Source organism: Vibrio artabrorum (assembly GCF_024347295.1).
In the GTDB taxonomy this organism is placed as follows: domain Bacteria; phylum Pseudomonadota; class Gammaproteobacteria; order Enterobacterales; family Vibrionaceae; genus Vibrio; species Vibrio artabrorum.
Genome location: NZ_AP025458.1, coordinates 2919586 through 2940559, shown reverse-complemented (window position 1 = coordinate 2940559; position 20974 = coordinate 2919586). Strand labels below are relative to the sequence as shown.

Here is a 20974-nt window from a genome sequence, read left to right as displayed (position 1 = left end):
TGATATGATGTTTGACTCTCAGTCTCAGTGTAGAAACAGGGCGGTTTTCTTCGAACCTATTTACGTAGCAATGTGAACGAAGATGCGTACTGGGTGTCTTATATGACCAGAGTACCTTATATAAATAAGCGATTCGCGTTATATTGAATAGAGTATTAGGTATGCCTGTTTAGGCTGTAAAAGAAGAGTTTGATAAAGTATGAAACCAATGGGCATTCGCGCACAGCAAAAAGAAAAAACTCGTCGCAGCTTAATCGATGCAGCATTTAGTCAGCTCAGTGCCGATCGTAGTTTTTCCAATCTCAGCTTGAGAGAAGTTGCTCGTGAGGCTGGAATAGCACCGACTTCCTTTTATCGTCACTTCAAAGATATGGATGAGCTGGGCTTAACCATGGTCGATGAAGGTGGCTTACTATTGCGCCAGTTAATGCGTCAAGCTAGGCAGCGGATAGTCACAGAAGGCAGTGTCATTCGAACATCGGTTGAAACCTTTATGGAATTTATAGAAAGCAGCCCAAACGTATTTAGACTGTTATTACGAGAGCGTTCGGGAACTTCATTTGAGTTTCGTACTGCGGTGGCTCGTGAGATACAGCACTTCTCAGCAGAGCTAACTGAATATTTGATCACGACGGGTATGACACGAGACGAAGCTTTTACTCAAGCTGAAGCCTCCGTTATTTTGGTCTTCAACTCTGGGGCTGAAGCATTAGATTTAGAACGACGTCAGCGAGATGAATTGGCTGAACGTTTGATCATGCAATTAAGAATGATGGCCAAAGGGGCTTTTTGGTATCGTAAAGAACGTGAACGTAACCGGTTAAAAGGAGGAATTGAATAATGTCGAATGAAAGCCATACAGTGAACCGCAGTTCTGAAAGAAAAACACTCGTGCTTGCTGTTGTTGCCGGAGTGTGTGGGGATGCACTGTTATCTTGGGTAACAATGAGCGAAGTGGGCTTCTCTATTTTCCCGCTGATTGCTTTAGTTTTAGCTGTACAAGCGCTGTATCAAGAATACCTAACTAACCCTGTCTCTGAAGATATTCCGTTAGTAGGCTTAGCTTGTTTCTTTGTGGGGGCATTTGGTCACGCGGCTTTTGTGAAAGCACAATACCCAGAGGCAGGGTCGAATTTCTTTGCGATTATTATCGCGATGCTGCTTCTCGCTTGGGTCGGTAAGAAGCTAGGCTTTATCGCTAAAACGGTTTAAACCAATTTATAAATTGCAAAAAACGAGCCTATTGGCTCGTTTTTTTGTATCCGCTGTTTAGCTTAGACCTAAATAGCGAGATCTCAGTTTGATGGTACAGCTGCCAGTTAGTTGTTTTGTCAATAGGCTTCGGCGACTAGTGGTTGTAGCCGGTCAGATCGTAGCTTCTTGTTTCACTGATTTAAATAACAAAGCCTCTGTGAAGCTAAAAGAAACCGCAGCATTCAGTGTTGATCGCTGCGGTTTTTTTAGCTTGAACCATTGAGTTTATGGCAGGCTGTATGCCATGAGGCCTGAAATATTGATATATTGGTTACTCGACTCCAAACGGATATAGCGCACCAGCGAGCTTGGCAAACCATGTTGTGCATCAAATAGCCACTCCTCCTGGACGCCTAATGCTCCTGAGGACCATAGTACGTTTCGAGAGCCATCGAGCAATTCAAGTGTGATATTTTCAGTGCGCTCCTGGCAACAGTCAGCGCGGTTGCTCAGAATTATGGTGTCAAGTGGGACGTCTTTTTCTAGGTCAACTTCTAACCACTCAGACCGTCCTCGACGTGAGTGGACGAAAGTGGATAACTTACCATCAACCGCATTGCTGGCAGGGTAGCTATTTTTATTGTAATAGCTTGACATTGTTACGGGTTTACCAAAAGCAATGTCTTCCCCAAATTCTTCGCCGAGATCAATTCCAGACCATCTCATCGTCCCGTTGATTGCTAATACTGGTTTATCTAGGCCATAGCAGTAATCACGACCGTTAGCTTTGTAGTATTGCAGTATGACTTTGGAAAAACCATGTTGCTCCAACTGCATTCGTGCTTTCTCGGAAATTGAGATACCCCACATATGCAAATAATCACCATAGTCGAGTCGGGTAACAAAAGAGATGCTAACCGCGAGCCAATCGTTGTTACTAATGGATTTTATTTCATCATAAGAATAGTGGCTAAACCCTAAGTTATCTCTGTGAAGTAACCATTCGGATTCATTTTTTTTACTTCGGTCAAATTCACGATCCAATAGGTGTAGCCGTGCGAGTAAGTGCCAACCGTCTTTAAGCGCACTTTGTGCTTGAGCAGCCATCATCATTTGAATATAAATAGCGACACCATTATCCCAGTTTGTTAAGTTGGCTTGCTGCATATAAGCGAAAGGATCGGGTTGATTATGCGCTGTCTGCAATGTTTCATACATGGAGCTAAAGGGAAGGTTCTGACACTGTGGTTCTTGTCCGGTATTCTTAAAGAATTGGGACTTTGAATAGTACGAATAAGGATTGGTAGTAGCATGACCATCCCAGCCACTAAAAAGGAATCGACTTTTATCCAAGCCATGACCAAGTTCGTGAATATCACCATGTCCGACAGGATTAAAGGCCCAGTATGCATCATAAGGGTTGCCTGAGCAGCCTGAACCACAAGTCGCTTGATCCGCATTCATATGCTTTACGATAGTGTGTTCGTTGATTGTCCACCCTAATTGGGCTGCAAAGTCATAGATTTCTGGAATATGGGTGATGCCCTCACCTTGAAATCCAGCAAGTACGTGTGGGTAATCATGTATGTAAGTGTTTATAGCTGTTGCCAAGTCTTCTGGTGTTGACCAATCGGCATTTGACAGCAGGGTCGTCTTCATTTTTGGCAGAGTGGAATGGACTTCAAAGTAAGGTGTGGCTACTTCTGCCCAGTCAAAATCTTCTTGTTTCATCGCAAGAGCAAAGCTTGCGTTATCTTCGCTACTTCGCCAGTAAGGGTGCCGACCAATGTGCTCAAAGACAAGCGTGGTAGGAATTCCCGACTCACCAGAAAAGCCTATCTGTACTGGCCCACCATATGGTGAGGTTAGCTGGATAGTCTCACCTGGTTCAAGATTAATTCTCACCGATTGTAGGTACTTAGGTCGTATATAACCTTGAGGGGAGAACGGTTTCGAAGCTGATGAGCGCAATGAGTTAATAAAGATATCAGTCGTGACTGCAGGGTTATCATTTAGGCGCGATACTTTAAATGTCTGACCCGGTAGAGCATAAACACCAGCTGACTGGAAATGCCCCTTACTCGTAAGTGTTACTGTTCGACTGCTTGGCGTGATATGACTAAAATCTCCACGGCTAAAATTGCCAAGGTCGGGCTGTGCTGGGTTGAAAGTACGGTAATTGTATTGAATATGGTCGGCAAAATAGGCTTCCAAAAATTTAGTGGTATCACTAGATGCCATGTTCATTGGAAATGAAACGGATTGACGGAAATAGTCGGCGAGCAAGACTAGCAGTTTCTGGTATTTATATCCTTCCACTGAGAATAGATCGATCTTGTTGCTGTCAAAATGGTTAGTCATTTTTCTGACGATGGTTGCAGCGTTTTGAAACTCATTTTGAAAGCTTTCGATGTTTGAGCAATTGGAATTACATTGGCTCAAATCGCTGCTAAAACTCATGTCTCGGAAGTGTGTGGTCATGCTTTTAATTTGATCGACATCGTTAGGCAATATTCCTTGTCTAGATGTGATATCAAAATGGGTTAAACGTAGCTTATGCCACACATTATCTAACTCGTATGTCACATCAAAATTCTCGAATAAGTGCTTCCCAAGTTCGGTCTGATTGCCGTTATGGTGAAGGTACATTACTGGAACACCTTGTGTTTGTGCTGTTCGCACTTGCTCAGTAATGAACTCTGCGTCTTCTTCATTACGTAGATATTGTGAGATGATTAGTAAATCTGTTTGTGGAGTAATGCAACCAGAAAGCGCTGTGCCATTGCAACTTCTTGCGGGATTGTAACGAATACTGTTGGGGAAACGGTGATCTAACCAGTTCCGTGTTGCGCTTTCATCTGGGAAATAACGTCTATTATCCATCTGAGCAATAACGATATTCAGACCATTAGAAAGTATATCACTGTCAGTTTTTTGGGTTAGCCACTGAATACTATTGTCAACAAAAGCCTCTGTTTGTTCATCGGTGTCAAAACCCCGCTGCCAAGTTCGCATTGGGTTCGATCCAAGCACTAAATAGCGACTGTTGCTGGTCTCACCAATAATACCGACAGCTTTTTCTTTTACCGTGTAACTCGGATTGGTGACATCATTCGTATACAAGATAGCTTCGTTAACCCCATAAGTAGGAATAAAAGTGCTAGCATCATGGGTTGGGTCCCAAGATAACTGGGTTAAGCTACTACCATCCTCTTTGGCGAGCCCTTCAGGAGTGAGATTGAAAATGGTATTTTTTGCACCTTGAAACAACATGCCATTAGTATCAATAACCGTAAGAATGGCCTGTAGAATCGATTCTCGATTAGGAATCAGGAGGGCATTTCCAGATTCAACAGCCGCATCAATAGGGTCAGGGCAATCAGATGTTTCAGCATAGAAGCAGTCTCGGGAGTCTGCTATTAATGGTTCTAGATCTTGATCTATAGGGGATGAAAAAGCAGAGGAGCAATTTAATGCCCATATACTTATAATGATTTGCCTGAAATGTCGTTTCATAGATAGCTCCTTTATCCAAACTTGAGGTGATATTCCACGGAAACCATGTCAAAATTTATTAACAATTGATGATAAAGCGTGAGTATCATTTTAAAGCTAGTATATTTAGAGCTTGTTTTTATTATATATTCGTGAGATTGCTTCAGCTTTGTTGCATAACTCAGTAGGTTTATATTTAGAGCCTCCGATCTGAACAGTTACATACAGGCCCTATCTCATAGCCTTATGCCTAAACCTCTTACAAAACAACTAACAACAAGCAATATAACCAACCTTTGAACCATGGTGGTCCACTGATATTTAAACAAGGCTAGAGCTTCTACTTTGTTTTCCTTTGAATAAATTAGATTGGATATTCCCTAGAGTGATATAAGTATGAAATTGTTTTGGATGGATAATGCTATAAGCGGGTAGGGAGACAGCTTAATTAATCGGAGAGCCGCCCTAGTGGAATAGATTGATGGGAATTGAAATTGTTATCACTGGTTTGTGGTATTAACTGGCTTATTTCCCTTTAATATTGATTGGCTTGATAGGTAAGCTTTAATTCGTTTAAGGTGTTTTACCTAGCTTTTACTCAGGGGGGAGAGGAGTTGTATTATTCAATTCCTCTCCCCCTGAGTCGTCCCTTTTATGTTTTACTCTCTACTCTTAAAGTCGAGAATCCCCTTACGCTTTACGCTCCAAGAACACACCCGCTTCCATGTGGTGGGTGTAAGGGAATTGGTCAAATAGCGCAAAACGAGTGATGTCGTGCGTTTCGCTTAGAATGTCTAGGTTCTCTTTCAAGGTTTCAGGGTTGCAAGAGATGTACATGATGCGTTCATAGCTCTGCACCATTTTACAAGTATCAACATCCATGCCTGAACGAGGTGGATCAACGAAGATAGTGTTGCAGTTGTAGCTCTTTAGATCGATGTTTGCTTGTTGCAGGCGGCGAAATTCACGTTTGCCTTCCATTGCTACGGTAAAATCTTCTGCAGACATGCGAATAATCTGAACATTATCAATCTTGTTTGCCGCAATGTTGTACTGTGCAGACTCTACTGACGGTTTCGCCAGTTCTGTTGCCAGTACACGCTCGAAGTTTTGTGCTAGCGCTAGTGAGAAGTTACCGTTACCACAATAAAGCTCAAGTAAGTCACCTTTACTGTCTTGAGTACAATCAACCGCCCACTCAAGCATTTTTTCTGCGACTTTACCGTTTGGTTGAGTGAAGCTGTTCTCTACTTGTTGGTAGATGTAACTCTCACCGCTCACGTCTAGTTTTTCGATTACGTAGTCGCGGTCCAGCACGATTTTCATTTTACGTGCACGGCCAATCAGGTTTAGGTTAAAGCCTTCATTGTTTAATTTTTGTTTGAGTGCTTTAGCATCTTGAATCCACTGCTCACCCAGTTGACGATGGTAAAGCAGTGATACCAAAATCTCGCCACTCAATGTCGAAAGAAAATCAACTTGGAACAGTTTGTGACGTAGAGAGTGGTTATCTTTCATTGCCTCTGTTAATAGAGGCATTAAGTCGTTAATAAGGCGGCTCGCTGCCGGGAATTGATCGACTCGGTATTTTTCTTTAGTCTCTTGGTTGAACATGACGTAATACATATCGTCACCTTCATGCCACACACGGAACTCAGCACGCATGCGGTAGTGTTGTTCTGGAGATTCATACACTTCCAGCTCAGGCACATTATATTCTGAGAACATGTCAGTAAGACGCTCAGTCTTTTCTGCCAGTTGTTCTTGGTAGCGTTGCGGGTTTACATCTAAATTCGCCATTGTTATGCCTTTTGCTGTCGTGCTTTTAAATCAAGAGCGCAGATTTTATTCAATCACAGGCGCTTGTCCAGTGTTGAGAGCCATTCAATGCCAATCGACCATGAAAACTATAGCTTATAACTATCTTAGACTGGACAAATGATTCCGAGGTCAATACTATCTTCGGCAAGCTGGTGCCATTTAGATGTATAGATGGCTGAAGAGGGAATCTGGTGTAAATCCAGAACTACGGTTGGGATTTTTGTTAGATGTCGCAAGTTAATAATTAAAATGAATAAAAATTTAGACATGGAGAGGGGGAAGAGTTTAGTGTAACACCATAATTGTTTGATTATTCGGTGTTACTATGATTGAGCAGAGTGAGGCATTTCCAGAGGATTATGGTGTTGATTACTGTCTTATGTGGATCAATACGGATAAATATCCTTCATTTACCAGTAGGGTAGCTCCTGATAGTGGTGAGATAATCCACGAAGTAAATGACAATTCAAAACCACTTATTTATAAACTTCCGACTTTAGTTGACCCAGGTGGCATTAATGTAGTGCCAGTCAATTTATACCTGCACTCTCTATTGTCAAATCCAGATATATCTTCCGTTGATACAATTGAATCTCATGCAAATGCGTTATTAAGCTTCTATCGTTGGATGAGTATGGAAATCCCAGAACATACTGACAAAAGAACAGGTGTCTTGATTGAAGAGAAGCTTCCATTAACAATATTTGACTGCACAGAGAAGGTAGAAGAAAGCCCTATCGTTAGATATCGTGATTATTTATTAGAGAATCTTTATACCGAAGATGAAAATGGAAAAATCGGTGGCTCTCCAAATACTGCGTCGAGTTACGTACTAAAAGTTGTCGCTTTCTATACCTTCCTTCATCGACAACGGATCGTTCCACTCAGCAAAACTTTTCGGCCATTTGAATTTTCAATAAAGAAAGTTCGTATAAGTCACCGAAATAGAAGAGCACAACATGACATGCTCTCACATCTCAATGGCTACCATGGTGAGGATATTATTGTATACACAACAGGTCTCACAAAACCGTTTAAAAATATACAAAAGCCTCAAAATGCCGACATCCGAGAACTTCGGCCACTCCTAGAAGATGAAAAACAAGAATTTTATAGATATCTTGATGTTGAAAATACATCTGATACTAAAGCCTTGATGCTGTACTTAGCAACAGAGGTGGGGTTGAGATTGGAAGAACTGATAACCTTTCCAGCCTCCGTCGTGGAGAAACCAAAAGCTAAAGTCGTTAAAGTTCCTATTGGTGAGCGAATAAACGGTTGTCTTACCAAATACAGAAAAGAGCGGACTATTGAAATTCCAGACTACGTTATGGAACTTTTGTATGAGTACAAGCTAAGCAAGGCAAGGAAGGAAGCCATTGAAAGTGGGTTATTACGACATAACCATCTATTCGTTCAATCTAATGGCTGCATCTACGCACCCAATACAATTCAAAAGTATGTGGAAGCTGTACGTAATGATTTGATTCTTAGTGGGCTGGATATTTATTTTGTTACACATGATTTGCGAGCTACTTTTGCGACTGATTGGTTGTACAAGAGACATATTGAAACAGGTAAGCCCTTTGAGGCTTTGATGCCCGAATTGGCAGTCCTGATGGGGCATGAAAGTACAGCTACCACCCAAAAATATGTAAATTATATGAATGATGATAAAACCTGGTTGGAGTTCGCACAGCGTAAAAATCAATTTGCACAACAATCGTTGAGGTGAGAATGTGGCAAAAAGTAGATTAGCAGCATCTAGAAATAAAAATAAACGCATTACTCAACCAAAGGTGAAGGATAATGTTACAGCGCTAGGCTTGAACTTTGAATTACATCAAAGAGGAGTAGCATTCAGTAACAAATATAACCTTCGTGATTGGTGCCATGAATCGTGCGACCCACAAAGGCCATTAGCAAAGCCATCTCGATTAAAGAAGATGCAAAAGCTAAAGAAATGGGTTGATCAAGAGAAAACAAATCAAACTAGTGAAAGCTCTATAAGAGCTAGATTAAGTGCCTTAAAGCAATATATTATTTTTTGTGATGTTAAACAGCTCGACCCTTTTAGTCAGGTTGGATACTTGGCTTATGCAGGGAATGCGGGGGAATTGTGGCGTTTAGTCAGAGCAGCTAATGAACCTAAATCATATTCCTTTCAGTATCATGATGGAGAAGAGGCTGGTTTACTTGAATCGTCTGCATCTTTAAAAAAGATATATATTGATTTAATGCTATCAGTGCTTGATTTCGATGTATCAGAATGGCAAGCCACGATGAAGACGTTTTCATCGAAAAATGTTGATTCATCAATAATACCTTACGAGGTAAGTGAGTGGTACGCATTAGTTAAACGAACTCAACTTTTCTTTTTTTCTTTGGCAACTCAACTGATCGCGTCTAAAGAGGACAGCCCAGAAGCTCCGCTACCTCAATACCTAGAAGACATTTTGGTTGACCAGGTTGATGGTCGTGACATAAGAATTAAGGTTGGTGGTGGGGGCATAAAAGATGGTGCTGGTAGTCCTTTTAATCAGTGCATGGCGGCAGCGTATACCCTGTTTGCTTACTACACTGCATTTAATGACACAGTGATCCAAGAGGTTCGACACCCCATCAAGGTAGTTACATCTAAAGCTGAAGGTCGTACATCGAAAATCTCTCAAGTCCGTGCTTACAAAGGTCGTGCATCCAAAGATGTAAAAGCGCTGTTTGCATCTCTAGAAGAAAATCGTCATTCCGAAGCAAGTGATCAAGAGGCTGGGTTTATTGTTGCTGATATTAATAAGCGTGACACTGTTGGCGTTATTGATGGTATCACCTTTCTCCAAACTTTAGAAATGCTTTCAAAAAGCTACAGTAATGACCCTCATGACACCTTAATCTATTTTCTAGATAACCAAGGTGATAAAACCAAGGTTCACGTGAGTGTTGCTTTACAACACTTATCACAGAACTTAAATTTGCTTTCAAATTTCAGAGGTGACTTAACTGATCATTTAGTAAAAACCTACACTGACATTGTTGAACATCAAAAGATGACAGCTTTCAACTGGACTCGACGAGAAGATAGTGTTTGGGTAATGAATAAACAGGTTATCGAAATTAATAGAATGGCGAGAACAAAAAGAGCAAACCGCATTGCTTATGCCGCTCTCTCATGTATGACCGATGTTTCACTGCGAAATGCACTAATTCCATTGAGCTACTCAGAAAAGAATTACGATGGCGATATTACTGTTTCTTTTAAATATTTAGATGGCTCAAAAGGCGAATTTACTGTTGCAGCCAAATATCGCCCCTTTCTTCAATTAGTTGAGCGTTATGCCGCAACGAGAAACCCGCTCCCCAAGGAACATAGCTATGGTTTTTGTAGAGCAAAAAAACCTCCTTTTCTAGTGCCTTTTGGAAGTAAGTCATTGACTTATCAGTGGCTGGAAGGAGAGGTGCCAATTAAACAATATATGTTAAGTGAGCTTGGTATTGGTTATGGTAATTACTTTTTAAATATTACCTCTGGCCGAATTCGTGTTACTCACTCGGATTTAGAATACAAACCAGAAGAAAAAGGGTTGACGGCTCAAAAGATCTTGCAGCACAGTCTTAATGTGGCACAAAAACGATACCGTAATGGGCATCCTGTATCAAATAAAAAGCAAATATCACAAGGGATGCTGGCATTAAGTTATATTGCTGAAGGCAAAACACGCAACGAAGCCGTAGCGTTGGTCAAGAAAGAGTTAGAAATTCCGGTCTTGGAGTATGAGGTTTGGAAAAAACGCAATCAACCAACGAACCCGAATGGCATCGATTGCAACGGTAAAGTTGATTTGGTATACGAGAAAGATTGGCATTATGCAGCTCGTAAATTTGCAGAAAAAAGAGGGATAATAAAAGAAGGGCAGGACATCACCTGCTATCAGTACGATCTCTGTATTTTTTGTAAAAGCGCCAAACTTGTTGATGACCCTTATGCTATTTATAAATTACTGAGCTTTCTCGAAGCGTTAGAGGAAGGTATTGACCAATATCCAGAGCGTGCAGCTATCATCCAGTTGAAAATAGAACAGTTTCAACTTCACCTAAAAGACCTACCACTTGAAACTATTGAGAAAGCAGAGGATTTACTTGAAGAAAAAGGGCGTTATCCGCTTTTTGATTCGTTGTCTTCTGTCACTCAATATTTATAAGGAGTATTCCTATGTTGGATTTTGAAAATTCGCAAGATTTGGATTTAGCCTTAGAGACAATGCGCTCAATTGATGGTCGCAAAGACTATTTGCAGGAGGTACTTTTCCCTGCACTACTGCGAGGTGATTGGGATGAGTTAGAAAAAAGCGTGATCTATCAAGATAAAAAAAAGACTATTTTGTTTTCTGAAGATGTATGGCCATTTAAAGAGTCCGATTTCAAAGGAAAAGCCACAACGAACCTTATCTTTAGTATTAATCTTGAGCAAGATGATAACGTTATTATTCTTCATCAAAATGAACGCAACCTAGTTAATCAAATGAAGTGCATGGCATTAGCTGAGATGTGGTTTTCAGGTAAGAACATTCAGTTGGATTCTATAAAAAACAAAATAGTAATCCTGCGAAATAATATCGCTCAACTGATTAGGCGTGGCATTACTTCTTTTGAGGAGTTAAACCAAGAACGCCTAGAAATTTTGGTTGATGAAGGGTGTTTTGATATGTCTAAATCCGATGTATTTAAAGGATTAAACTCCTTTCTCTCTTTAAAAGTGTTACTACCCTTCAAGGTTAATTTTTCACACTTGAGTCATAAGTTGTTTAACGAAAAGACTGAAGATCCCGAGGGGAGATTGGTGATCCCCCCTCGAATTTATTTTCAGGCGTTAACAAGATACAGCGAAGATATCGTAAAAGCTTACGGATTAAGAGATGAAATTGAACAAGCCGTTGAGCAGATGATTTCCTTTTATGGTAGAGAAATAAACTTGCGACTTCAAAGGATAAGAATGGGAGGTAGATACACACCTGGTAAATCATATAAAAAATCATGGGAGCGATTTACTCATGCGCTTGATGAGGCCGGAATTCCCTTGGCCGATAAAGGGGAAGATCACCGATGGATGGAAATATTCAACTTATTTGAAACTCATATTTTGATAAAAGATGCACGACTTCAGAAATTCAAAGTCTGTATTGGTGACTCGAGTTATGGTTGGGCTGATTTTAGACGATATTTGGTAAGCATGAGTGCAAAAGCCTCATGGTTATGTTTGGCCCTATCAGGGATGCGGGTAGATGAGTTATACAGAATTAGCCCGGTTTATGGTGCTCAGAAAATATCGTTTGATAAAAATGGTTGTGAGTCCGATACGGGCAAGGAAATCATTTACTTTTTAACTACACGCCAATCTAAAATTACGCTAAACAGCCAAACTAAAGACGATGTTTTTGTTACTACTAAAGTAGGCTTAAAAGCCTTTCATGTGGTCAATGCCATTCATACGCCGTTTCGAAGCAGGTTTGCAGAAGATGACAGCCACCGAATGTTTGCAAATTTATTAGATTTATTTTATTTCACTCAGTTGGAAAAGTCGTCGCTGGCTGCATCTATCCAAATTAATTTTAACAAAGACAATTTTGATTTTATTCTGACGGCCGAGGATATGGGGTATTTACAAACCTCCGACCCAACCCAGACATCTTTTAAACAAAGCGATAAATTTCACTTCACGCCACACCAAACACGACGTTCACTTGCGTACTATCTAATTGGTTATGAGTTATGTTCTTTCCCTGCATTGAAGCAACAGTTATCGCATTTATCGATGGCAATGACTCGATGGTATGCCCGCAATGCCTATTCATTTGAAAAGCTTTATAGCGAAATACGAAAAGAGCGGGTTACGCAACAGGCTGAGATTTTTGCTCGCATATATCAAAAAATGGCGAATGGTGAGCGTATAGCAGGTGGTAAAGGGCAGGCAATGATTGCTGAAATTAGTCGAGAAGGTGAAAGTTATTTTGAATATGGGGTAAACAAACGTAAGTTATCAAAGGATTACTGGATTGATCAGTTAACCAATGGTAAAGCTCACCTACATGCTGTTGCGCCTGGTCTGTATTGCACCAACACACTATGCTCTATGCGCATCAATATTGATTTAAGTGAGTGTGTGGATTGCGAATATGACTATATTGAAAACGTTGTTTATGCCGAAGGTTCGCGTATGGATGCGATGAGAAATATTGAATTGCTTAAAGAAAACAATGAATTAAATTCAAGTTCTGCAACTAAATACTATATGCAAGTAAAAGCGGCTGAAGAAATAATGGATGACTTAGAATTCGAGCATGATAAGTATGAGTTTGCAGAAGATGTGTTGAGTTTGGTTATACCAACAAAAACGGTGGCGTAAGATATGACAGATGAAACTGGATTAAGCCCGACCGAGAGGCAGTTAAGAGACGCATTAGCACGCCTTGTTGCCAAAAGGCCAATCCACAGGGAGCTAAAACAGAAGCTTAAAGCCAATAAGTTGAAAATTACTGTTTCAAGTGTCGAGAAGGAAGCTGGATTATCGAATGGTGTAGTTAAACCTGAACGTTATCCAAAACTAAAGGAAGACATTCTGAGCGCTGAAGCTGCTCGTAAATATGGTCCTGTAAAAGATGTGTCTGATGAAGACATCCATAGGCATCCTTTATACATTAAAGCTAAAAATGATCTAGATAAAGCTAAGGCTGAAATAAAAATGATCAAGGCAGAATTAACGTCGAAAAACTCAAAGTTAGAGAGCTATAAAGAGCGTATAAAAGAGCAAGCAGTAAGAATGCATCAAATGAATGTTGCCATGTGGGGGCAGATTCCTGATGAAAAAAAATATGTTGAGTTGATGATTGATGTTCAAGATATGGGAATGAACAGTAACGTTTTAGACTTTAAAACGCGTGAAAAACTAGATTAGTTGTCAGAAGACAATATAGTTTGAACGAGTCCAATAAAGTCTGATCATTTACAATAAAGTTTGTCACTTTTCCTCTGTCAGTTCACTTGGCAGAGGTGTTGCGAACCGACTATAGCAAACACGCCTTTGCCCCAAAACCACTTAGATTCAATACTCTACACAATTCAGAGAGCGTACATTTCCCCTATCAAATCTAATCCGAACCTAGGAGAAAGAGCATCATCATCCCCCTTCTGTGGTGAATGGCGTTTTTCAATGCCTAAACCCGCATATCCTCATGTTAATATGTGATTTTCATTCAATAAATCATTTTAAGCTCAATATGTTATCTATGGCATAGTGGTTAAAATGAAATCGTGAAATATTTAATCAGGTCAAGGTGATATGAGCTATCGAGTTGTACGGGTCACAGAGTTAATGGCTTATGAGTTTGGACAAGTTGAAGGTGGCTTTAATGAACTCAATGAAAACGAGTTGAAGACGGCAATTCCATCAGGCATGGAGTTTAAAGCTTTCATGGAGCAGCTAAAGCAAGGACACCTTGTTTTACTGACTGACTCACCCTCAACACCGATGCTACTCTCTGAGTCAGGAACGATGGGAGGAGGTAAAACGTGGTCTTTTAACGCTCAAGCTACCGATAACGTTGAGCCTGCTGCACAAAGTGCATTACTAGCTAGAACTCGAATGAGTGGGAGCAGCGCTGGTTACAGTCAAAATCATAGCCTACATCCCCCACTACCGATGCCAACATATGTTCCAGAGCCTCCGAGACCTGATTACTCAGATGAACCACCTAAGCTAAAGTATGAATACAGCTTTGAAATTGCGTGCTCTCAAGATTCGGTACGTAAGGCTGGAAGTTGCCACTTTATTTTGACCAAAACAAAGAATGAAGTGGAGCTAGGGCGTTGGGCTGAAACAAAGATAGAACATGGCACCCGCTACACTATACAGACTGCATTTGATGAGCCTAAACGACTTGTCGCTCAAGTTGCTTCTCGTCCTATGGGAATTTCTCCTACACATCCCGTCAAAGTCAGGAATCTCGGCGCACAAGTTGCTAGTGAAGGTTTTATTCCTGTGACACCTACTGTGCAATTGGGCGAACGATTAGGGTTCCCTACTGAAGGCTTCTATTATCACTTCCACGACAACCAGTTGGTACAAGAGTACCGTTTACAGGGTGATAAACGTTGGAGTTTTTATGCCACCCTAAGTAGGCATCAGCGTCTTGATCCAGAAAGAGGTTACAACACGGATCAAACAGCGATTCTGACCTTTTGGAAGCTTGGGGGTAAAGTTGTCGAAAATCAGTATCTCGTTTACCTAGAAAGACAAATTACTCGCGATGAGTTAGATAGTTTGACCGACGATTGGTTGAACGAGCATGGGGTAAAGTTAGATATCCCTCAGCTACTTGAGGCGACCAAACACCCCATAATTAAACGAACTGAAACAGCGAAACCAGCCGAACAAAAGCAACCAGAGCCAGTTAATCATATTGTTCAAACCGATCCCGAAACAGGAACACGAGAAACGTGGGCGAAGATTGCCAACCAGTATGGACTAGCCCCGAAAGCTTTGTTGGATCTTAATCCGCAATATGACGCAGACCCGATGTCTTTATCTGTAGGCGCATCGCTGAATGTGCAGAAGAAAAAACCATCGACCGTCCAACAAAAAACAGTGTACGCGATACCACCTGAAGTACCGAAAAAATTCAATCACCCTTTAAACACTTTCTATGACTACACGGGACGTTGCTTGGTTGATACTTCCATTGTTTCTATCAATCACGAATGGTTGGTCGAAAAAGACATCCCTGTGGTAAATATCAAAACAGTCTCTGACGTTGCAACAGAATTTGAACTGGGCTTTACCCAAGTAGAACAAACACAGCCTCTTGAAAACTATTGGCAAAGCCTTTTCTCTTCAGAAACAAATGAAGACATCAAAACGCTTTTGAAGAAATATAACACGCACTTGAATAACCCAGTACGGCAGGGAGAAATAGTAGTAATACCAACTAAAGAACCAACCACTGAAACACATAGAAGTAAGCTTGATACTCTTATAGAGGAAGCAAAAGCAGCCAGTGCCGAGTTAGCGAAACTAACTGAAGAACAAGTTGCTACCGTTAATCGACACTTTGAGCTATTAGACTATTATGCTAGCGAAGCAATCAAAAAAATTGAGGAGGACGGTCTTCCAACAGACCTATATGCAGATGCATCAATAGGAGTTGGTGCTGTAGCAGCATTTGTTGAACAACATTTAAAAAACATCAACAGTGTGCTTCTTGAAATAAACCACCTTTACGTATCACAGGTGGCGATGGCGAGTCGCGTTGGTGGTGTTAACTATGGTTCTTTTGTCGCAGAGCGAGCATCGCTATTTAATAAGTTAGATGGTAGCTTTGCCGCATTATCCAAGCGAAGCGTTCAAATCCCTGTCTATACACAGATTAGACGCAACCTTAAGCTTTCAACTCGCTCAATCATTCATAATGCTGATGAGATTATTGCAAAAGGTATCGTACCGAATTTAGGTAAGCGTATGGCAAATGTGGCGATTGGTATCATTACATCTCGTGGGGTCGGCTACGTAGGGCTAGTGCTTGGGGCGGCAAGTGGTGCGAAGAATATTTATGATGCCTGCTCTGTTGACGGCTCAGGAGAATGCGGCAAAAAAACAACTCGTGAAATTGGTGGCTTTCTTGGAGGTTGGCTTGTTGGAGCACAAACGGGGCAATGGGCAGCTTCAGGGACATTGTTAGTCCTTGGTGTTGTCGGGATTACATCTGCCCCTGTCCTTGCTATAGCTTCAATTGGTGCATTCGTCGTTGGAGGCGCTGCTGGCGGTGTTATAGGGGCAACTATTGGTAAGAGTACAGGAGATATTGTGTATGAAAAAGCCATCGAGTTGACAGAAGCAACTGAAGCGCTAGTTGAGGACTTATTTTGAGTGATTTTCTTAACGTTATAAGTGGATTTTTTGCAATTTACGCCATCATATGGGGAGTCCCTGGCGTGCTCATGAGTGCTGTGGTTGGTTTAGGTAACGTACAACGCATTGTTTTTATTGATAAGCAATTAGCTAAAGACTTAGACAAACTTTACGATGAAAAAGGTTATCTAAGATGGCAATTCCAAACCTCTTACTCAATAGTCAGTCGTCTAACAAGGTACTGGATAGCCTACCCTTTTATAAGATATCGAGTTAAGAGTGAATCAAAAAAATTTAGATTGTTCATGTGGATTAATAGTATTGGAATATGGAGTTGGCTTCTAGTTCCTTGCCTGTCTTTTGTAGAAAAACTCATGTAACTATTGTTTAGAAAGTAGTAACGATTTAAGTTGTGTCATATTTCTACGATAATCCATATCAAACTGAGATAGTTGCTTCATTGTTTGGAAATTAGTGACCATGTCTTCTTTGATTTCCACGACTTCATGAAGTGATCTTTGTTCGTTTGGATGCTTAACAAAGTAAGCATTCATGAACCCGTTGCAATTATAGTCGAGCCAGGCATTATGAACCTGTAGTGGTTGACTGAATGTGGTCATTTGATTGGAGGTTCGCAATACCTGAAATTATCCTTGAGATGCTAATTTAGCAGATTCACTGACGCATTTATGTTCCCTCAGTAATGACAAACTTTGTTGTCACACTTTCTTTGGATAGCCACGTTGCCTGAGTCTAAGTTTCGATTTTTATTGTTATTATTGGCTTCTGGTTGTCTCGTTTGAGACGCACTTCGGAAGAAGAAAAGTTTCAAACGTTAATGTCCACCGACAATTAGTGGCAAGCTGTTTTTACTACACTAGAGTAATCTGGGTCATAAAACCACCATGTGAGTAGAATAAGGGTAAGCGCGTCATAAACCCCGCATTCTAATCACCTAGCACGAATAATAAGATCAAGTCTCCAACCATAAGGAGACTTGAAATGGGAAAACGACGCACCAATCAAGAATGGCAAATGCTTATCGAACAATCTGAATCGAGTTCACTGTCGACACTCGCGTTTTGTAAGCTCAATGAACTCAATCCTTCAACGTTCTATGCCAAGCGCCAGCAACTCAATAAAACGGACGTATCTCTTGGCTTTGTCCGAGCTGAAGTCGTCGAAAAGACGACGACGTATCAAGCTCAGATTGCAGCAGCTAATATGACTCTTCTCATCAATGATGTTGAGCTGAGCATTCCGCAAGGCACGCCAGCGACCTATCTTGCAGAACTTATCGGTGCGCTGTCATGAAACGCATGCTCAGCGCCCCAGAAATTTACTTATATCGTGAAAGCGTCGATTTTAGAAAGTCCATCAACGGCCTTGCTGCGATTATCGAAAGTGACACCGACTTACCTTTAGGAAGTGGCGCACTGTTCCTGTTTACCAACAAACAGCGCGACAAAATTAAAGTGTTGTACTGGGATAAAACAGGCTTCGCCCTCTGGTATAAACGCCTCGAAAAAGCCAAGTTCAAGTGGCCTACAAAAGAGAAAAATGACATGTTTACCCTGACTCATTTCGAGCTTGATAGGCTGCTTTCTGGCTTCACGATTATCGGCCATAAACCCGTTCAAATAAACGATTTTACAATGACTTAATCGAGAATAAAGCTTTATCCACCAAGCGTTAACGGCATGATTTTAGTATAATAAATGCCATGAAAAAGACGCCAAATATCAACCCAGAAAGCCAAGATGTTGCCGAGCTACAAGCGATGGTGAAAGCGCTGATGGCGTCAGAAAACCAACTGAAACAAGAGCGCCAGTCGCTACTTGAGCAGCTCAAGCTTGCCTTCGACCGTCAGTTCGCTAGACGCTCGGAGGCGTTAAAGCCTTACGATGAATCGCAAGGTGACCTCTTCAACGAAGTGGAATGTGAAGCTGCTAAGGAAGAAGAGGTTGAGGTCACGACAACCACCACAACGAAGAAGCGCGGTAAGCGCAAGCCTCTTCCAAAGAGCTTGCCTCGTGAGGTTATCGAACTCGATTTAGACGACAATGAAAAGCAGTGCACTTGCTGCAAGCATGGTCTGCATAAAATCGGTGAAGACCGCTGTGAAAAACTAGAGTTCTCACCAGCGGTACTCAAAGTGCTGGAATATGTGCGTCCTAAATATGCTTGCCGCCAGTGCGAGCAAACTAAAGACGAAAGCCGCATCGTTCAAAAACCAGCACCGCAAAGCATTATCCCTAAGAGCTTCGCCACAGAAAGCTTGCTTGCCAACATCATCCTTGGTAAATACCAATACGCGATGCCACTGTATCGACAAGAGTCGCTGTTTACCCAGTCGGGTATTGAACTATCACGCACCACCATGGCAAGGTGGGTTATCCAGGTCAGTGAGAAGTTCAAACCACTCTATGCCGCCCTAAAAGAGCACTTACTTCAACAAGTGGTGGTTCAGGCAGATGAAACGCCGCTCAATGTCCTCAAAGAAGATAAACAATGTTATATGTGGCTCTACTGCTCGGGCGCAGACTCGCCAGATGCCGCACTCCCCAATGTGAAAAATATCGCCTTGTACGACTATCAAAACAGTCGCGCGAGGGCATGCCCTGTTGCCTTCTTGGGGGATTACAGTGGTTATCTGCAAACCGATGGCTATGGTGCCTATGATGGTCTTCATCAAGTGACCAATGTTGGCTGCTTGGCGCATGCACGACGTAAGTTCATGGACGCAAAAAAGCTGCAAGGTAAAGGTAAGTCAGGCAAAGCAGATAAAGCGCTGGCCAAAATCCAGAAGCTCTATGGAATAGAATCTCGCTTAAAAGGTGAATCTGCTGAAAAAAGAAAAGCAGAACGTAAACAACATGCTAAGCCGATACTGGATGAGTTGTACGAGTGGATGACGACTCAACAAGTGATGGAGTCTAGCCCGCTGGGTAAGGCGATAAAATACACGCTCGGCCAATGGCCGAAACTTATCCGCTATATCGATGATGGTCATTTATCGATAGATAATAATCGTGCTGAACGCGCAATAAAACCGCTGGTCATTGGCAGAAAAAATTGGCTCTTCTCAACTAACCCTAATGGGGCTGAAGCGAGCGCGATGCTTTACAGCATCGTCGAGACCGCGAAAGCCAATGGACTCATCCTCTACGACTACATGGTCAAGTGCATGCAGGAATTAGCGAAAGCTGAACCTGATATCGATGCGCTCCTGCCTTGGAACTTTATACATTAGCAAGATCGCCCCGTGGGTTCATGGGGCGTTTACGAATAAGGACTGAGCAACAATGAAAGTTAAAATTGAGAAGACCTGCGATGGTGAGGCTTTCTTCAACATTCCAGAAATACTGCAAAAAGAATTGCAATGGGAAGAAGGCGATCAAATCGAATGGCTCGACAATAACGATGGTTCATGGACTTTGCGCAAAGTTGAACTTGAGGATGATACCCAGTCGAAGTCTATAGAGTACATTCTTTCACAACATACTACTTTAAAAGAGCAAATGGAGGATATGTTTGAGGACTCTGGTTTGAGAGCAGAATGGTTAACTTCCGCAATTCCAGCGCTATCTGGTCTAACTCCGCTAGAAGTTGTGCTTAAAGGTGATTTAAAACGCGTTTTAGATGTATTAAATCGTATCAAGTATGGTGATTTTTCTTGAGATGCTTTTATCTCAAAATATCAGGTTGATATGTTGATGGCCATCTCTTTCCGGATGAAGCCTACTTTGCAAGGCAGAGACACGCTACATGGGCAGGAACTAACACGTTTGTACCCAATCATAGTGTATCTAAGGACCTATATCGCAGAACCAAACAGATCAACTTTCCCTGCTATGTCAGAAAAGTTGCTTTGTGACAATCGGCAAGTTTCCATTTAAGCCGTATATCCGTACTTCAACTTATTGATCTCTTCTGTCACCAGAATGATACCGGTTATTGTGTCACAGAATGAAAGTGGTGTTTCGTTTTCAAAAACCAAACTGGGTTTATTTAACCAGCGTAATGTCGCATCACGATCACCAAAATACTCATTTGCTTCTTTGACCATATCTGCAAGCATAAGAGCATGTTCACTGGCTGTTGGGCTTAGCGTTGCGTTCGGTTCTTTCATTTTTCGCTGGAGAGTACGCAGATTAACGCCAATAATTTTCGCGTAATCTGTCTTAGTCAGACCAAGAATTAGCATTCCTCTATCCAGCGTTTCAACAGGAAGCCCTTGACGAATAATTTTTAGACTATCGATTACGCTCTGAGCTTTGCGCTTTTCACCTCCAAGCATTTCATAAGCAGCACTGAACATTAAAGTACCTCCGAATCTAACTACACTTACACAATAGGCGTAATTAGATTATGTTAACACGGAAATGTGTCGAGGCTTGCTAGTTGCCTACATACCCTTTCCAATTAGTGGCAAGCTGATTTTGCTACACTAGAACTAATCCAAGTATCGTATTGCTGTATATGTTATAAACGAAAATGGTTCATGAAAAACAGTTACAACTGATGAATTGATAGGGTTGTTAGCTAGTACGAACTAGCGCGTCGGCA

The 20974-nt window shown here is 41.5% G+C and carries 15 protein-coding genes; 12 read left to right on the top strand and 3 right to left on the bottom strand.

The genetic code is table 11. The features are described from left to right. Window positions 1–199 precede the first annotated feature (199 nt). Window positions 200–841, top strand: a complete 642-nt coding sequence (gene fabR, locus OCU36_RS13305) for an HTH-type transcriptional repressor FabR (protein ID WP_261838365.1) — start codon at window positions 200–202, stop codon at window positions 839–841. Continuing rightward, window positions 841–1212: a YijD family membrane protein gene (locus OCU36_RS13300; protein ID WP_261838364.1), complete on the top strand. Its 372-nt coding sequence runs from the start codon at window positions 841–843 to the stop codon at window positions 1210–1212. The genes fabR and OCU36_RS13300 overlap by 1 nt, the downstream gene beginning before the upstream one ends. Window positions 1213–1479: 267 nt before the next feature. On the opposite strand, the gene OCU36_RS13295 is transcribed toward OCU36_RS13300, so the two are convergent. Together OCU36_RS13295 and trmA are read right to left on the bottom strand one after the other, a co-directional pair. Beyond that, the gene (locus tag OCU36_RS13295) at window positions 1480–4710 is read right to left on the bottom strand and encodes an ImpA family metalloprotease (protein WP_261838363.1); all 3231 of its coding nucleotides are present in this window, start codon (window positions 4708–4710) and stop codon (window positions 1480–1482) included. Window positions 4711–5379: 669 nt separating this feature from the next. Next, window positions 5380–6489: a tRNA (uridine(54)-C5)-methyltransferase TrmA gene (trmA, locus tag OCU36_RS13290; RefSeq protein WP_261838362.1), complete on the bottom strand. Its 1110-nt coding sequence runs from the start codon at window positions 6487–6489 to the stop codon at window positions 5380–5382. Window positions 6490–6835: 346 nt separating this feature from the next. On the opposite strand from trmA, the gene OCU36_RS13285 reads away from it, so the two are divergent. From OCU36_RS13285 to OCU36_RS13240, 10 genes are all read left to right on the top strand, one after another. Continuing rightward, on the top strand, window positions 6836–8245 hold the full coding sequence (locus tag OCU36_RS13285) for a tyrosine-type recombinase/integrase (RefSeq protein ID WP_261838361.1): 1410 nt from the start codon (window positions 6836–6838) through the stop codon (window positions 8243–8245). A 4-nt stretch (window positions 8246–8249) separates the two neighbouring features. Continuing rightward, a complete protein-coding gene (locus OCU36_RS13280) occupies window positions 8250–10706 on the top strand; it encodes a hypothetical protein (protein ID WP_261838360.1) in 2457 nt (818 codons plus the stop codon). An 11-nt stretch (window positions 10707–10717) separates the two neighbouring features. Beyond that, entirely contained in the window at window positions 10718–12907 is a 2190-nt protein-coding gene (locus OCU36_RS13275; protein WP_261838359.1) for an integrase, read from the top strand. Between the two features lie 3 nt (window positions 12908–12910). Then, entirely contained in the window at window positions 12911–13456 is a 546-nt protein-coding gene (locus tag OCU36_RS13270) for a hypothetical protein (protein ID WP_011149140.1), read from the top strand. A gap of 384 nt (window positions 13457–13840) precedes the next feature. Further along, a complete protein-coding gene (locus tag OCU36_RS13265; protein ID WP_261838358.1) occupies window positions 13841–16423 on the top strand; it encodes a hypothetical protein in 2583 nt (860 codons plus the stop codon). Further along, entirely contained in the window at window positions 16420–16785 is a 366-nt protein-coding gene (locus tag OCU36_RS13260; protein WP_261838357.1) for a hypothetical protein, read from the top strand. The genes OCU36_RS13265 and OCU36_RS13260 overlap by 4 nt, the downstream gene beginning before the upstream one ends. A gap of 622 nt (window positions 16786–17407) precedes the next feature. Then, window positions 17408–17719, top strand: coding sequence for an IS66 family insertion sequence element accessory protein TnpA (gene tnpA, locus OCU36_RS13255; RefSeq protein WP_207104345.1), 312 nt, complete (start codon window positions 17408–17410; stop codon window positions 17717–17719). Then, window positions 17716–18069: an IS66 family insertion sequence element accessory protein TnpB gene (tnpB, locus tag OCU36_RS13250; RefSeq protein WP_261838356.1), complete on the top strand. Its 354-nt coding sequence runs from the start codon at window positions 17716–17718 to the stop codon at window positions 18067–18069. Before tnpA ends, tnpB begins: the two co-directional genes overlap by 4 nt. 59 nt (window positions 18070–18128) lie before the next feature. Then, window positions 18129–19658: an IS66 family transposase gene (gene tnpC / locus OCU36_RS13245; protein WP_261838355.1), complete on the top strand. Its 1530-nt coding sequence runs from the start codon at window positions 18129–18131 to the stop codon at window positions 19656–19658. A gap of 52 nt (window positions 19659–19710) precedes the next feature. Beyond that, window positions 19711–20085: an MbcA/ParS/Xre antitoxin family protein gene (locus tag OCU36_RS13240; RefSeq protein WP_261838354.1), complete on the top strand. Its 375-nt coding sequence runs from the start codon at window positions 19711–19713 to the stop codon at window positions 20083–20085. 215 nt (window positions 20086–20300) lie between these two features. Here OCU36_RS13240 and parS read toward each other — a convergent pair whose 3' ends face one another. Further along, window positions 20301–20726, bottom strand: coding sequence for a type II RES/Xre toxin-antitoxin system antitoxin (gene parS, locus OCU36_RS13235; protein ID WP_261838353.1), 426 nt, complete (start codon window positions 20724–20726; stop codon window positions 20301–20303). Window positions 20727–20974: the final 248 nt, after the last annotated feature.